This window comes from Oceanobacillus longus (assembly GCF_042650085.1).
In the GTDB taxonomy this organism is placed as follows: domain Bacteria; phylum Bacillota; class Bacilli; order Bacillales; family Amphibacillaceae; genus Oceanobacillus; species Oceanobacillus longus.
The window spans coordinates 824,131-840,212 of record NZ_JBHSAO010000001.1; the positions used below are offsets into that span (position 1 = coordinate 824,131).

Annotated in this window: 13 protein-coding genes; 2 read left to right on the top strand and 11 right to left on the bottom strand. The window is 37.8% G+C overall.

Annotation, left to right across the window (positions count from 1 at the left end):
- Nucleotides 1-296: 296 nt before the first annotated feature.
- The 11 genes from ACFOUV_RS04285 to ACFOUV_RS04335 all read right to left on the bottom strand — a co-directional run bounded on the left by ACFOUV_RS04285 (nt 297) and on the right by ACFOUV_RS04335 (nt 14,201).
- Nucleotides 297-1,826, bottom strand: coding sequence for an acyl-CoA carboxylase subunit beta (locus ACFOUV_RS04285; RefSeq protein WP_379495516.1), 1,530 nt, complete (start codon nt 1,824-1,826; stop codon nt 297-299).
- A gap of 16 nt (nt 1,827-1,842) precedes the next feature.
- Entirely contained in the window at nt 1,843-2,625 is a 783-nt protein-coding gene (locus ACFOUV_RS04290; RefSeq protein ID WP_379495517.1) for an enoyl-CoA hydratase, read from the bottom strand.
- Between the two features lie 106 nt (nt 2,626-2,731).
- Entirely contained in the window at nt 2,732-2,944 is a 213-nt protein-coding gene (locus ACFOUV_RS04295; RefSeq protein WP_379495518.1) for an acetyl-CoA carboxylase biotin carboxyl carrier protein subunit, read from the bottom strand.
- A 15-nt stretch (nt 2,945-2,959) separates the two neighbouring features.
- The gene (locus ACFOUV_RS04300) at nt 2,960-4,312 is read right to left on the bottom strand and encodes an acetyl-CoA carboxylase biotin carboxylase subunit (RefSeq protein WP_379495519.1); all 1,353 of its coding nucleotides are present in this window, start codon (nt 4,310-4,312) and stop codon (nt 2,960-2,962) included.
- A gap of 103 nt (nt 4,313-4,415) precedes the next feature.
- Nucleotides 4,416-5,558: an acyl-CoA dehydrogenase family protein gene (locus ACFOUV_RS04305; RefSeq protein ID WP_379495520.1), complete on the bottom strand. Its 1,143-nt coding sequence runs from the start codon at nt 5,556-5,558 to the stop codon at nt 4,416-4,418.
- Between the two features lie 69 nt (nt 5,559-5,627).
- Nucleotides 5,628-6,260 carry a TetR/AcrR family transcriptional regulator gene (locus ACFOUV_RS04310; RefSeq protein ID WP_379495757.1) on the bottom strand — a complete coding sequence of 211 codons (633 nt, stop codon included), beginning with the start codon at nt 6,258-6,260 and terminating at the stop codon, nt 5,628-5,630.
- Nucleotides 6,261-6,381: 121 nt separating this feature from the next.
- On the bottom strand, nt 6,382-8,829 hold the full coding sequence (gene parC, locus ACFOUV_RS04315; RefSeq protein WP_379495521.1) for a DNA topoisomerase IV subunit A: 2,448 nt from the start codon (nt 8,827-8,829) through the stop codon (nt 6,382-6,384).
- An 82-nt stretch (nt 8,830-8,911) separates the two neighbouring features.
- A complete protein-coding gene (gene parE, locus ACFOUV_RS04320; RefSeq protein WP_379495522.1) occupies nt 8,912-10,864 on the bottom strand; it encodes a DNA topoisomerase IV subunit B in 1,953 nt (650 codons plus the stop codon).
- A gap of 297 nt (nt 10,865-11,161) precedes the next feature.
- Entirely contained in the window at nt 11,162-11,578 is a 417-nt protein-coding gene (locus tag ACFOUV_RS04325) for a CoA-binding protein (protein ID WP_379495523.1), read from the bottom strand.
- A 32-nt stretch (nt 11,579-11,610) separates the two neighbouring features.
- Nucleotides 11,611-13,137: an ABC transporter permease/substrate-binding protein gene (locus ACFOUV_RS04330; RefSeq protein ID WP_379495524.1), complete on the bottom strand. Its 1,527-nt coding sequence runs from the start codon at nt 13,135-13,137 to the stop codon at nt 11,611-11,613.
- Nucleotides 13,134-14,201 (bottom strand): ABC transporter ATP-binding protein, encoded by a 1,068-nt coding sequence (locus ACFOUV_RS04335; RefSeq protein WP_379495525.1) that lies wholly within the window; start codon nt 14,199-14,201, stop codon nt 13,134-13,136. Before ACFOUV_RS04335 ends, ACFOUV_RS04330 begins: the two co-directional genes overlap by 4 nt.
- A 234-nt stretch (nt 14,202-14,435) precedes the next feature.
- Here ACFOUV_RS04335 and plsY point away from each other — a divergent pair, with 234 nt between their 5' ends.
- Nucleotides 14,436-15,017, top strand: a complete 582-nt coding sequence (plsY, locus tag ACFOUV_RS04340; protein WP_379495526.1) for a glycerol-3-phosphate 1-O-acyltransferase PlsY — start codon at nt 14,436-14,438, stop codon at nt 15,015-15,017.
- Nucleotides 15,018-15,142: 125 nt separating this feature from the next.
- Nucleotides 15,143-16,081: a GTP cyclohydrolase FolE2 gene (gene folE2, locus ACFOUV_RS04345; protein ID WP_379495527.1), complete on the top strand. Its 939-nt coding sequence runs from the start codon at nt 15,143-15,145 to the stop codon at nt 16,079-16,081.
- Nucleotide 16,082 lies beyond the last annotated feature (1 nt).

Here is a 16,082-nt window from a genome sequence, read left to right on the forward strand (position 1 = left end):
ATCTCTCTTCTAATTCCTAAATAACCCATTCTCGATAAGTAAATCATTTTTCACTCTTCCACTAACTAAACTGCCCATTTAGTTTAAGAACAATATTTCACAAAGTTATTTTACCATATATTAGTAATCTCTAAAAAACTTAACATTAACCCTGTCATTATAATATTAAAAGCCGTCTGATTTAGACGACTTTAATTTGCCATTTTAACAGTCAATTTTATTGTCATTTGAGGTGTATTTATTGAAAATGCACCTCAAAACGGAACCCTTTAATACTACATCTACCAATCTTTTTATTATACTGGATATACGCCATGTTTTCTTTTCGTGAATGTAATATTTTTAGCGGCATATACCGAAAAACGTTTCGTTAGTTCTGCTCTTAATGTATTTGGATCAATAACTGCATCTATCACCATTTCAGATGCTAGTCGATAAACATCAATGTTTTCCTTGTATTCGTCCTGTTTTTGTTTAATATAAGCAGCACGTTCTATTTCAGGCAATTGGGCAATTTTATTTGCTTCGACTGCATTAACTGCTGCTTCTGGTCCCATAACGGCAATTTGCGCATTTGGAAAAGCAAGACAGCAGTCCGGATCAAAAGCTGGACCAGACATAGCATAAAGACCTGCGCCATATGCTTTACGTACGATCACCGAAATTTTTGGCACCGTTACTTCACTCATAGCGAATAGCATCTTTGCACCATGCCTAATAATCCCTTGTCGTTCCACTTTTGTTCCAATCATAAACCCAGGAACATCTGTCAAGAATAGTAGCGGAATATTGAATGCATCACATAATTGAATAAACTTGGCTGCTTTATCCGCAGAATCCGTAAACAGCACACCTCCTTTAACGCGAGGTTGATTAGCAATGATTCCGACTGAATTCCCTTCAATCCTTGCTAGCCCTGTAATTAATTCAGGTGCAAATTTCTTTTTAATCTCACAAAAACTGTCTTCATCAATGATTCGATCAATTAAATCATACATATTAAATGGTGCATTCTGGTTTTCTGGAACAATATCCGTAATTGATTTCTCGAAGGATTTAACGTCCCTTGTTTCAAATACTTTCGGCTTGTTACGGAAATTGGCGGGAAAATAGCCCAGGTAATTTTGAGCATAACGGATAGCTTCTTCTTCTGATTTTACTAATACATCACCAACTCCCGAGACCGTACAGTGCATATTAGCACCACCCATCTCTTCAAGCGTGACTTTTTCTCCGATTACTTTTTCTGCCATTCGTGGGGAACCCAAATACATGGAAGCATTCCCATCAACCATAATAACCACATCACAGAATGCTGGAATATAAGCTCCACCAGCAGCAGATGGACCAAATAATAGACATACCTGTGGTACACGACCAGAAAGTTTTATTTGATTATGAAAAATACGCCCTGCTCCTCGTCTTCCAGGAAACATTTCAATTTGATCGGTAATTCTTGCCCCAGCCGAATCAACGAGATAAATCATTGGCAATTCCATTTTTTCTGCTGTTTCCTGAATTCGTAAGATCTTCTCTACCGTTCGTTTCCCCCAGGAGCCAGCTTTAACAGTAGAATCATTGGCCATTACACAGACATCTTGCCCATTAATCTTACCAATACCAGTTACTACACCATCAGATGGCAAGTTATCATCCATACTATTAGCAAAAAAAGCATCTTCTAACTTCAAGCCTTCATCAAATAAAAGTTCAAGTCTTTTACGTACAAATAGTTTTCCTTTTTCTTCATTACTTTTATGATATTTTTCTTTTCCTCCTTTTTCTATTTTATTGATCCTCTCCTGTAACTCTTCCAAATACGACATATTTTTCCCTCCTTGTCTATCTTCCTTCATACATGGGTTTTCTTTTTTCCTTAAATGCCTGTAATCCTTCCATTCTGTCTGCAGTTGGTATTGTTTCCAGGTAACTTACATGTTCAATCTCCAGACCCTCTGAGATATTTGTTTGCATTCCGGTATTGATCGCCGTTTTAGCTTGTTTCAAAGCTATTGGTCCATTGCCTGCAATTGTTTTTGCTAAAAATAATGCCTCAGACTGTAAACAATTTTCATCTACCGTTTGTTCTACTAAACCAATCGATAATGCTTCATTTGCATCAATCGGTTTTGCTGTATAGATTAACCGCTTTGCATGTCCTAGTCCAACTAATCTGGGCAAACGCTGCGTTCCACCGGCCCCAGGGATAATCGCCAATGATGTTTCAGTTAAACCTAGCTTCACACCCCGAGCAGCAATTCGTAGATCACATGCTAGTGCCAATTCCAATCCACCCCCATAGGCCGCACCATTAATTGCCGCTATGACTGGCATTTTCATCTTTTCTATTGCTGTGGTTGTTTCTCCTATGTAGCGCACCGCTTCAATGACCTGCTGTTCTAACATTCCGCGTCGTTCTTTTAAATCCGCACCTGCACAAAATGCCTTCTTGCCAGAACCTGTTAGGATGGTGCAGAAAACATGATGATTCTGATCAATTTGTTGAATTGCCTCATTCAACTCTACTAACATTGCTTTTGATAAAGCATTTGCTGCTTCTGGCCGATTGAGTGTGATGACAGCAATATGCTCTTCTTTGATATCTAACTGTAGTAAGTCAGCCATGATAACCTCCTCTACTATTTGCAAAAATTTCACCTAAAACGGCATGAAATAAAGTCGCTTTGGCTAGTCTCTAGTTTACCTAAAGCGACTTATTGTACGGAATTAATTATTCTACGATTGCAATAATGTCGCCTTCGTTGACAAAATCACCTTCAGCCACTTTTAATTCTTTTACTGTACCAGCAGCTTCAGCAGCTATTGGTATTTCCATTTTCATCGATTCAAGAATGACGATGTCCTGACCCTCTTCCACTGAATCTCCTATATTTAATACTATTTTCCAGACACTACCCGCCATACTTGCTTTCACTTCCTGCATAATCATTCCTCCACACTATTTATTCATTTGAGTTAAATAATAATTGTCCACAAATGCAGTCGATGTATTGCCCGCTAAAAATTGTTCATTGTCTATGATGTTTAATAACATAGGTATATTTGTTTTAATACCTTCCACTTTATATCGTGATAACGCTTGCTTCAATAATCGAATAGCCTCACCTCTCGTATTTTCTTTAACAATCAATTTTCCGATCATAGGATCATAGAAAGGGGTAACATTATAATCTGCAGTTACCGCAGTTTCATTACGAATACCCTGACCTTCAGGTAATTCAAAAATAGAAATATGCCCGGGTGATGGTAAAAATGTTACTGGATCTTCTGCATATATTCGTGCCTCGATGGCATGCCCATCAATAAACAAATCTTCCTGTTTGACTGTTAATTCCTTACCACTGGCAATATTAATTTGCTGTTCGATGATATCGATTCCGGTAATTTCTTCTGTTATCGGATGTTCTACTTGTATTCTTGTATTCATTTCGAGAAAATAAAAATTCTCCTGTTCATCAACTAAAAACTCTATCGTACCTGCATTTGTATAATTTAGCATGTTGACTGCTTTAATTGCAGCAACCCCCATCAGATTACGAGTTTTATCCGTTATAAACTTGGAAGGCGCTTCTTCAATCACTTTCTGATTACGACGTTGAATGGAACACTCTCGTTCAAACAAATGAATAGCATTGCCATGATGATCAGCCAAAATTTGTATTTCAATATGGCGGGCATTTTCAATTTTCTTCTCCATAAACATGGATCCATCACCAAAAAAAGTGATAGCTCTCTTTGAATTACTGTCAAAAGCTTTCGCTAACTCTTTGTCGGAATGTACAACTTGCATACCGATACCGCCACCACCAGCTGACGCCTTTAGCATGATTGGGTAGCCAATTTCTTTTGCAGTCTCTATAGCTTCCTCTACAGTTGAAACAACTCCATCTGTTCCAGGTATTACTCGAACTCCTGCTTGCTTCATAGAATTTCTAGCAGCTATTTTACTCCCCATCTGTTTGATTACATTACTGTTTGGTCCTATAAAAACGATACCTTCTGTAGCACAGAATTCTGCAAATTGTTCGTTTTCACTAAGAAAACCATATCCAGGATGAATGGCATTCGCTTTGGTTATCTTTGCGACCTCTAAAATCCTATATACATTCAAATAACTTTCATTTACCTTTGGCGGACCAATCAGGAAGCTCTCATCTGCAATGGAAACATAAGGAGCTTGCTGATCGGCTTCTGAATAGACTGCAACCGTTTCAATTCCCATCTTTTTACATGTCCGTATTATTCGAGCAGCTATTTCTCCCCTGTTTGCAATTAATATTTTTTTAATCATAAACTTCCTCCCTATAAATGAAGTTCTTTAACTGTAAACGCGATTTAAGTTAATGTAGCTTTAAAAATTCCAACAGAAATCAATTTCCCCTTGTCAATTTTTACTAACAGCCTAGTTCTCTAGCAATGACAAGTCTCTGAATTTCAGATGTACCTTCTCCGATTTCCAATAGTTTTGCATCCCGTAAATATCTTTCCACTTCATATTCACGCATGTAACCATAACCCCCGTGTATTTGTATCGCTTGATTCGCTGATCTGAATGCTGTTTCAGTAGCAAATAATTTTGCATAGGCCGCTTCTTTCCCAAAAGCTTTTCCTTCATCTTTCAGCCATGCTGCCTTATGTACCATATTTCTGGCGAGTTCAACCTCCATTGCCATATCTGCCAGTTTGAATTGAATCGCTTGAAAACTCGAAATGGATTTTCCAAACTGTTTACGCCCTTTCGCATATGCCAATGCTTTTTCCAGTGAAGCTTGAGCAATTCCCAACCCTAGAGCCGCAATAGAGATTCTTCCTCCATCCAATGTATAAAGAAACTGCTTGTGTCCTTTATGTTCCTCACCCAACACGTTTTTTCTTGGGACACGGACATGTTCAAGTATGATTTCTGCAGTATCGGAACCACGTACACCCATCTTGTCATAGTTACTCGTAATTTTGACACCATCCGCATCAGTTGGCACAATGATAGAAGAAATCATATTCTTTCCCTTGTCGTTCTTCCCTGTGACAGCGGTTACAATTATAATCTTAGCAAAACTCGCATTTGTTATAAAACACTTTTCTCCATTAATTACATAATCATTGCCATCCACAATCGCAGTCGTTTTTGTTCCTCCTGAGTCTGAACCTGCATTCGGTTCGGTTAAACCAAAAGAACCAAGTGCCTCTCCTTTTGCAAGTGGTCTCAAAAATAATTCTTTTTGTTCATCGGTTCCAAAATAATAAAGTGGACTTGCCCCAAGTGAAACTGCAGCTGCATAGCTTAATCCAGTGCTGCCACATACACGACCAATTTCTTCAACAGCTAACGCATATGACATCGTATCCCCGCCAGATCCACCGTACTCTTCTGGAAATGGTATCCCCAGTATCCCCAGTTTTCCCATCTGATCAAAAATATCTTTAGGAAAAACTGCTTTAGTATCAATTTCAATTGCTCTTGGCCTAATTACTTCTTCCGCGAAATCACGGACCATTTTTTTTATCATTGTCTGTTCTTTTGTTAATTCAAAATTCATTTTATCCCTCCCACACGATACGTAAGACCGACTAGTTGGTCTGTTCTATTCATCGTTAACTAATTTTCCTTATCTGGAAAAGAAAGGTTTTTCTAAAAGAATTTCCTCGTAATTGTTAATGGCAATCATTTCGGGCTGTAAAACGGCATGCATAATTAAATCTATAAAAACATCCCCAACCTCTTCGATTGTATTGGTCCCTGATGTTTGGTACCACTTATACATCCAGTTAACCATGCCTAAAATCGCCATTGTAGTTATTTCGACTTGAAGATCTTCACGAAATTCCCCACATTTTTTCCCATCGTTAATAGCCTGTTTAATAATTTGCTTAAATTGATGTCTCTTTTCTTTAACCAGATTTTCATACTGTGGTTTTAGGTAAATACTCTCCTGATAAAAAACAGAAAGATGCGGTTTATAACGATCAAATACGTTAACAAAATCTTTTACAATTGCTTGCAGCCTTTTTATCGGTGAATCGTACATCTTATTTGCATCTGTTGCTTTATCCAACACATACGTTATGAATGTATCATGAATAACAAATAATAATTCATTTTTTGACGTAAAGTGATGATAAAAACCGCCTTTGGAAGTACCTACATCTTTAATAATTTGATTAACAGAAACTCCGTGAAAACCATGTTTTTCGAATAGAAGTAAAGAAGACTGAATAATTTTTTGACGTAAATCCGTTATAAACCCTCCTTTATAAAATTCACTATTACTTTAACATAATAATCTGAAAATATAAAGTATTTTTTATGTTTTATCGAATAAAAAAGAGGCAGTTCTATGTGAGAACTACCCCTTATTCATGTTAAAAAACATCAAATGGTTTATTGTAGGTCGCTTCTTTCCATACTTCAACGACTTCACCCTGGTGATCACTGTCTATGATAAATGATCCATTACTGTATCTGTCACTGGCAGTTAGTTCCAAAGGAAATACATGATGTGTCTCACCGTTTGCAGTTTGGAAACAGATCGTATCATTTTCGTTGAGAACAAAGAATCCTTTTATTCGATGTGTTTTTTTCTTCAATTCTCGTAACATGAGGAGTCCACGCTTGGCTCGAGTGGTTTTTTCAAACTCCTTCAATTTCATTCGCTTGCACGATCCACGCTGTGTCACGATAGCAAGTGAAGGATCAGACAAATCATCAAATACTTGTCCATTTACAACATATTCCTCATCTTTCAGCAAAATAGCTTTCACACCTGCAGCACGTTGACCTACTACCGTTATTTCTGATTCGTGATACCATAATCCATAACCTTTATTCGATGCTATGAATACATCAGAATTTCCATTGGTCTGGCAAACATTTACAACTTCATCATCATTCTTTAAATTCAATGCGATTAAAGCTTTCGAACGGCGTTGTGCATCATACAGTTTAAATTCACTCCGTTTGACCATCCCGTTTTTCGTGAAAAACACTAAATAATCTGTCGTATCTTTAAAGTCACGGACTGGAATGCATTGAATTAAATGCTCATTTTTGTCGAGCTGCACAATGTTGGATACATGCTGTCCAATATCTTTCCAGCGTATATCCGGAAGTTCATGGACGGAGGTCATAATATATTTGCCTTTATTGGTGAAAAGCAGTAGCTTATCCGTCGTATTTACTTCGATCAAGCCAATTGGGTAGTCATTATCTTTTAATGCCAGACCTTCACCATTTGAAGCACCATAGGACCTGAGACTGGTTCGCTTAATGTAACCTTCTCTTGTAACAGAAACGAGTACATCCTCACTCGCTACAGTAACCTCAATATTTATTTTCAATTCTTCAATTTCATCTACAATAATCGTACGTCTACTCTCCGCAAACGTTTTTTTGATATGCCTCAGATCTTTTTTAATTGTTTGGTACAGCTTTTTTTCACTGGAAAGGATTGCTTCCAAATCACTGATACTTTTTCTCAGTTCATCCGCTTCCTTTTGCAATTGTGTAATATCGGTATTTGTTAAACGATAAAGTTGGAGCATAACAATCGCTTCAGCCTGAGCCTCGGAAAAATCGTAAGCTTCAATAATTCTATGTTTGGCATCTGGTTTATCTTTTGATGCTCGAATAGTAGCAATCAATTCATCCAATATCGAAATTGCTTTTATAAGTCCTTCTACAATATGTGCACGATCTTTTGCTTTCTTCAAATCAAATTTTGTCTGTCTTGTCACAACATCTTTTTGATGTGAAATATAAGCTTCAAGCATTTTTGGAAGTGAAAGTAATTTAGGCGTCTTATCCTGTATAGCTACCATGTTGAAATGGTAGGTTATTTGCAAGTCTGTATTTTTGTATAAGAAATTTAGTACACCTTCACTATTGGCATCTTTCTTCAGTTCAACAACAATACGCAAACCCGTACGGTCACTTTCATCTCTTACTTCAACGATGCCTTCCACTTTACGATCAAGGCGAAGCTCATCCATCTTCTTAACCATGCTGGCTTTGTTGATCTCATAAGGAATTTCAGTAATGACAATTTGCTCACGGGTATTCCGCATCGTTTCTACGCTCGCTTTTCCGCGTACAATTACTTTGCCACGACCTGTTTCGTATGCCTTCGTAATTCCTTCTACACCTTGAATGATACCCCCTGTAGGAAAATCGGGGCCTTTTATCACTTTCATTAACTCCTGAACACTGACTTCCGGTTTATCAATTTTCATAATAACTGCATCTATTACCTCATCCAAGTTATGTGGTGGTATATCCGTTGCATAACCCGCGGAAATTCCTGTTGAACCATTTACAAGCAAGTTCGGAAATTTAGCAGGAAGAACAACCGGTTCAGAAGTAGTCTCATCAAAATTGGGAATAAAGTCCACTGTTTCCTTATCAATATCACGCAATAGTTCGGATGAAATCTTGGATAGCCTTGCCTCTGTATAACGCATCGCTGCTGGTGGATCACCGTCCATACTACCGTTGTTTCCATGCATCTCAACTAACACATCTCGCAGTTTCCAGTCTTGACTTAGACGTACCATTGCTTCGTATACGGATGAATCACCATGTGGATGGTAATTACCAATAACTGTACCAACTGTTTTCGCTGACTTACGGAAATGTTTATCATGCATATTTTTTTCTACATGCATTGCATATAAAATTCTTCGTTGCACAGGCTTCAGGCCATCTCTAGCATCCGGAAGTGCCCTATCCTGAATAATATATTTACTGTATCTCCCAAATCTGTCACCTATTACTTCTTCCAATGGAAGATCTAAAAACTTTTCTGTTTGTGACAAATCTACCCCCCCTTACTTATCTCAATCGTTATCCTTTTTGGAGTCGTTTCTACTTTATCATTATGTTAATAGAAAATGAGGTCTATTCCTCGGTTTGGATTTTTTCGTTTTCCAAAATATTGGAATCTTCCTCAAGGCCAAACTTTACATTGCTTTCAATCCATTTTCTTCTTGGAGCAACTTTGTCACCCATTAAGGTGGTAACTCTACGTTCAGCTCGTGCAATATCATCAATCGTTACTCTTATCAATGTACGGGATTCCGGATTCATTGTCGTATCCCATAATTGATCGGCATTCATTTCACCAAGTCCTTTGTAACGTTGAATCGTATATCCGTTTTTAAATTGCTTTAAAGCGGTTTGCATCTCTTCCTCATCCCAAGCGTAAACGATTTTTTCGCTTTTTCCTTTTCCTTTGGATATTTTGAAAAGTGGTGGTAAAGCAATGAAGACTTTTCCAGCTTCTACAAGCGAACGCATATAACGATAAAAGAAGGTTAAAAGTAGTACCTGAATATGGGCACCATCTGTATCTGCATCTGTCATAATGATAATCTTGTCGTATTGCACGTCTTCAAGATCAAAGTCTCCCCCTACTCCAGCACCGATTGTATGGATAATAGTAGAAATCTCTTCATTTTTAAATACATCTTGCAACTTTGCCTTCTCTGTGTTTACTACTTTGCCTCGTAATGGCAGTACCGCCTGAAATTTACGATCTCTTCCTTGTTTTGCAGATCCACCTGCGGAATCTCCCTCCACAAGGTAAAGCTCATTTCTTTTCGGGTTTTTCGATTGCGCCGGAGTCAACTTTCCGCTTAGTATATCTTTTCTTTTTCGTTTTTTACCCGTTCTTGCATCTTCCCGTGCCTTCCGGGCTGCTTCACGTGCTTCTTTGGCTTTGATTGATTTCTTGACGAGCATTCCTGATACATCTGGATTCTCTTCCAAAAAGTAATTTAGATGTTCAGAAACAACAGAATCGACGACGGAACGGGCTTCTGTAGTACCCAACTTTCCTTTCGTCTGACCTTCGAATTGCAACTTATCCTCAGGAATTCTGACAGAAATAATAGCTGTTAATCCTTCACGAATGTCCGTACCTTCTAGATTCTTATCTTTGTCTTTCAGCAATCCGATTCTTCTTGCATAATCATTAAACGTTCTTGTGATTGCCGTTCGTGCACCCGATTCATGTGTGCCTCCGTCTCTGGTACGAACATGGTTTACAAAGGAGAGCATACTCTCTGCATAACCATCATTAAATTGGAAAGCAAAATCCACTTCCAATCCCTGCACTTGCCCTTCCAAAGAAACAACCGAATGCAAGGTATCTTTCTCTTCATTTAAATAGGCAACAAATGATTCCAATCCATCAGGGAATTCATAACTTTCTTTCTCGTCATTCCGTGCATCCGTGATCTCTATTTTCAATCCTTTTAATAAAAACGCTGATTCGCGCAACCGCTCGGAAATCGTCTCAAAATTATAGACGGTTGCCGAAAAAATGGAAGGATCGGGTTTAAAATGAATTAACGTTCCTTTTTTCCTTGTTGCTCCTCGTTTTTCAAGAGTTGTAGCTGGTTTACCTCCATTTTCAAATCGTTGGAAGTATGTATTGCCCTCCCGATAAATAGTCACTTCCAACCACTCAGATAAAGCATTTACGACAGAAGACCCTACCCCGTGAAGTCCTCCACTCGTCTTGTAGCCACCTTGTCCAAATTTACCACCGGCATGCAATACTGTAAAAATAACCTCCGTAGTTGGCTTTCCCGTACTGTGCATACCTGTAGGAATCCCACGGCCGCTATCCTGTACAGAAATACTGTTGTCTTTATGTATCGTGACCTTTATTTCATTCCCGTAGCCAGCCAAAGCTTCATCCACTGCATTATCTACAATTTCAAAAACAAGATGGTGTAATCCACGGGTATCTGTACTCCCTATATACATACCAGGTCTTTTCCTTACAGCATCGAGACCTTCCAGTACCTGAATGGAGTCATCCGAATATTGATATTCATTAGCCATTCAATTATCTACTCCTTCCTTACAAAAAACATGAGCTATCTAATATATTAGAACAATTGTTCGTTGTTGTAAATTGATAGTTTACGTTTCATATGCGCTTTATCAAAATTATAATAACGCAGAATATGTTACTAAGTATACTATAACTGCCGATTTTATGCTGAAAACATTCCTATGTGTTACGATTTTGCTTGCTTTTTCCTTCACTGATTAACGTTACATGAATTTCATACGGCAATAAAAAGAATGCCATAAATTTGGCATTCTTTTCAAGTTAAATTGCTGTTTTATATCTGTTTATTTGACAAGTACTGCGTGGACTACCTTAATACAGAGGTCCATAATAACCGTAAAATCTCTTTCTTTCAAATATTGGTAGGCCTCTTCATTTGCTATTCCTAGTTGTGCCCAAAATACGCGACAATCTGTTTCTGCTGCATCTTTAGCTACTTCAGGTAAATATTCAGGCCTTCTGAAAACATTAATTATATCAATCTTATCGGGAACATCTTTCAGTGAAGGATACGCTTTTTCACCCAGCACCTCATCAACTGTCGGATTTACTGGTATAATCCGGTACCCTTCCTGCTGCATAATCTTGGAGATCTGGTAAACGGTTTTCTCTTGGTTATTCGATAGACCAACAACTGCAATTGTCTTAGCAGATTCTAGAATACTTTTTAGTTCTTCATCAGCGGGATTTTTCCAAGCCATGTAAATTCCTCCTTTAATTGTGTACATCCTCTTTAATTATCGAGTAAACCTTCATTTGCTAAATATGCTCTTGCCACTTCATTTGGAGACTTATCTTCATAGTCCACCTGGTAGTTCATTTGCCGCATTTCATCATCGGTTATTTTTCCACTTAGTTGATTTAAGATTGCTTCCAATTCCGGATATGCTTCCAGTGTATCTTCCCGCATTAAAGGCGCTCCCTGATAGGGTGGGAATAGATTCTCCGGATCTTCAAGCGTTACTAAGTCTAATTCTACCATATAACTATCTGTTGCATATGCGTCGATAATATCTACTTCCCTATTTGTAAGAGCACTCTGCCTGATTCCTGGTTCCATCGTTTTAATATCAGCAATATCCAGATTATAAACCTCCTGCATTCCTACATAACCATCATAACGATCATTGAATTCCAGTGTAAATCCTGCTGTAATCTCGTTTTCAATTTGCTTTAGATCACCAATTTCCTGAAGACCGTATTGATCAGCCATTTCGCGTGTAGTTGCTACAGCATACGTATTGTTAAATTCCATCGGCTCAAGAAACTCCATATCATATTTATACTTCATTCCTTGCTTAGCCTGCTCATATACAACGTGTGCATCATTGCTTTGTGCTTGTTCTTCCATATGAGTAACAATGGCAGTCCCTGTAAATTCCGGAAAAATATCAATACTTCCTTCTTGAAGCGCACTGAATACAAATGCTGTTTTTCCAAGGTTGGGTTCCAGACTAACCGTCAATTCAGTTTCTTCTTCAATCAACAACTTATACATATTAATTAATATTTCGGGTTCAGAACCCATCTTTCCACCGATAACAAGTTCCGCCTGTTTTGTCCCATTAAACATAAAAGGAGTTACAACGATAAAGACAGCAATAAGAAGCATTGCAACAAAAGACTTCATCCCTGCTTTCTTAGAAAATCTCTCAAGCACTTTTAATATTAAATCCAAAAGAATGGCGAGTAATGCTGCAGGAATTGCACCAAGCAAAATTAAATTAATATCAGCTCCACGGTCCAACCCCAACAAGATGATTTCACCTAATCCCCCAGCACCAATCAGGGCAGCGATGGTTGTCGTACCTACAATAAGCACCATGGAAGTACGAATCCCCGCCATGATTACCGGCATTGCTATTGGAAGCTCGACTTTGGTCAATCGTTTAAAGGAATTCATACCCATTCCGGTTGCTGCTTCCTTAAGAGCAGGATCAACTTCATTTATACCAGTATATGTATTTCTCAAGATAGGCAGAAGACCATACAAAACCAATGCTATAATCGCGGGTGTCGTACCAATACCAAAGAATGGAATTAGAAATGCTAACACAGCAAGACTCGGTATCGTTTGCATGACAGCAGATGTGGCAATAACCGGTTCAGCCGCCTTCGGATACCTTGTTAGGATCAATCCTAAAGGAACTGCAAATAAAATGGCGATAATAAGCGAGACCATAGAAATCTGCAAATGTTCGAGAACCGTCTCTAGCAGCATATCTTGTCTATTTTGAAAAACGGTAATAAATTCATTCATGTCTGAATCACCCCGTTTTCACTAAATGTTGTACTTTTCAAATGCTCCACAATATTTTTATATGTTAATATTCCTACCAACGTTTGATCTTTCAATACAGGGAATAAGGCTTGGTCACTACCATCTAAAAGCTCTGCTGCATCATACAATGACATATCTTGTTCGATGGTCAATCCCTTTACTACGTTTCCGTTCACAAGTATATCTACAAAAGTATTTCTCTCATCTACAAGGATAAACATTCCCTGTTTTGGAAAGTTATCCGCTTTATAACTAACCATTGTAATCATGTAATCCTCAGGGGAAAAGGAGATGTTTCCTACCGTCGATTGCCATGGTGACTTTCTATTTCCTATAAAGTCTTTAACAAATTCATTACCTGGGTTCATAATTAATTGTTTTGGTTGATCAAGCTGGACGATTCTACCTTCCTTCATCAAACAGACACGATCTCCTAATTTTAGTGCCTCATCCATGTCATGGGTTACAAAGACGATTGTCTTTTTTATTTCCTTTTGTAATTTTTGAATGTCATTTTGCAATTGCTCCCGGCTTATTGGATCAAGTGCACTAAAAGGTTCATCCATCAAAATAATATCGGGATCAGCGGCCAGCGCACGAATAACTCCGATACGCTGTTGCTGTCCACCGGAAAGCTCATTTGGCATTCTATTCTTGTATATTGAAGGATCCAGACCAACCATTTCCAGTAATTCATCATTTCGTTTCAGGATTTCCTTTTTATTCCACTTTTTCATTTCAGGGACGATGGAGATATTCTCTTCAATCGTCAAATGAGGGAATAAGGCAATTTGCTGAAGTACATAACCAATATTCCACCTCAATTGATGTATATTATAGTCTTTGATATTTTTATCGTTTATGTATATAGTTCCTGACGTAGGCTCAATCAGCCGATTAATCAATTTCATCGTCGTTGTTTTCCCACAACCACTAGGACCAATTAATGTCAACGTTTCCCCTCTTCTTACTTTAAGCGTAAAATCCTTAACTGCCTCTGTTCCATCTTCATATACTTTAGATACATTTTTAAATTCAATCATATCTTTCCTCCTTGCCATTAAAAATACCCGGTAACAACTATATTAAACCAATAACTGCTAGATTACCCATAAAATGACTGTTTCAAATCATCTTTAAATAGTATCACTTTTTGCATTAGCACAGCAAAATTTTAGGTTCTTTATCTTAGTAGTTCGTGCTAAAATAACGATAGAGCTTATCATGGCACAGCAATGTTAAGTATCCAATTATTTAAAGACGAAAGTAGGAAGATTATGGAATATATTTTATTTGCTATTCTTGCATATTTTTTAGGATCTATACCGTCAGCATTGATTGTTGGTAAGATTGGTTACAAGATTGATATTCGCGAGCATGGTAGTGGAAACCTAGGGGCTACAAATACGTTTCGGGTACTCGGTTTTAAGGCAGGTATAATCGTTACCTTTTCCGATATTCTAAAAGGTACCGTCGCAACCCTGTTACCGCTCTTCTCGGGTGCTGATATTTACATATTAGCAATCGGTATTTTTGCAGTTATCGGTCATACCTATCCTATCTTCGCTAAATTTAAAGGAGGTAAAGCAGTTGCAACGTCAGCGGGCATTATCTTAGGGATGTATCCTTTGCTCTTTGTCATTATGATTACCACATTTCTAATTACTTTGTACTTTTCCAAATACGTATCTCTTTCCTCGATGATCACGGGGGTAGTATCGGTGATCCTATCCTTGTTTTTTAAAGATATTGGACTCGTTATAATTATTTCATTGTTGACAGCTTTTGTATTCTATCGACATACAGAAAATATTAAACGTATTAAGAATGGTACCGAACCAAAGATAAAGTGGATGTAATTTTTCTAGTTAAATAAAAACCAATAAATTGAATAATAATGGGCTATTCAGTATACTAAAGACTAGTCACTTAACCAATAGATATGCTAAGGTTAGCAATTCATCGCTAGAAAGGGGACTATGCTATGCAGCAAACAAAAATAATCCCATTAAAACAATTACCGACAAAAGAACAACGACATAGATTATTCGGTTCTGTCCAACCAACTGAGAAGACAAAACCGGTTGAAAAAAGTAAGATGGCAGACTTACAAAATACAAAAAAGGATTTTCTATTTAACCTCGATGTGGTCGGTATATCAAATGTAAAATATCCCATTACCATTGACAGTAATTTAAATCCGAATTTCCAGTCCAGTATTGGGACTTTTAAATTTTCTTCTAGCCTAACCAATACGAGTAAAGGCACTAATATGAGCCGGTTTATGGAACAACTGAATGATTATTATGAACAGGGTTTTTCTATAACAATTGCAAACTTGAACAAATTTACGAAAGGATTAGCAAAACGTCTTGATCAGAAAGATGCGACGATCGAAGTGTCTTTTCCATGGTTTTTTGAGAGAAGAGGTCCCGATTCCGGTTTAACCGGTCTAAATCACGCAGATGCGATGATACGTGTTACCTATGATCAAACAAAAGGATATTCAGCAGATGTATCCTTATCTGCACTAATCACTACTTTGTGCCCTTGTTCCAAAGAAATAAGTGAATACAGCGCGCATAATCAGCGTGGAGAAGTAAACATGGAAGCTACACTTTCCGATGATTTTGATGAGAAAAAAACCGATTGGAAAGAAATGCTTCTGGAAGCTGCAGAAAGTAATGCAAGCGCAAGACTTCATCCCGTACTGAAACGGCCGGATGAAAAAATGGTTACGGAACAGGCATATGAAAATCCTAGGTTCGTAGAAGATATTGTGCGCCTTGTTGCTGCTGATTTATACGAAATACCCTTTATAACAAAGTTTAACATTTCCTGCAAAAACGAAGAATCCATTCATATGCATGATGCAATCGCATCAATAAAATTTGATAAATTAGCATCACTGCATGAGCACTAGG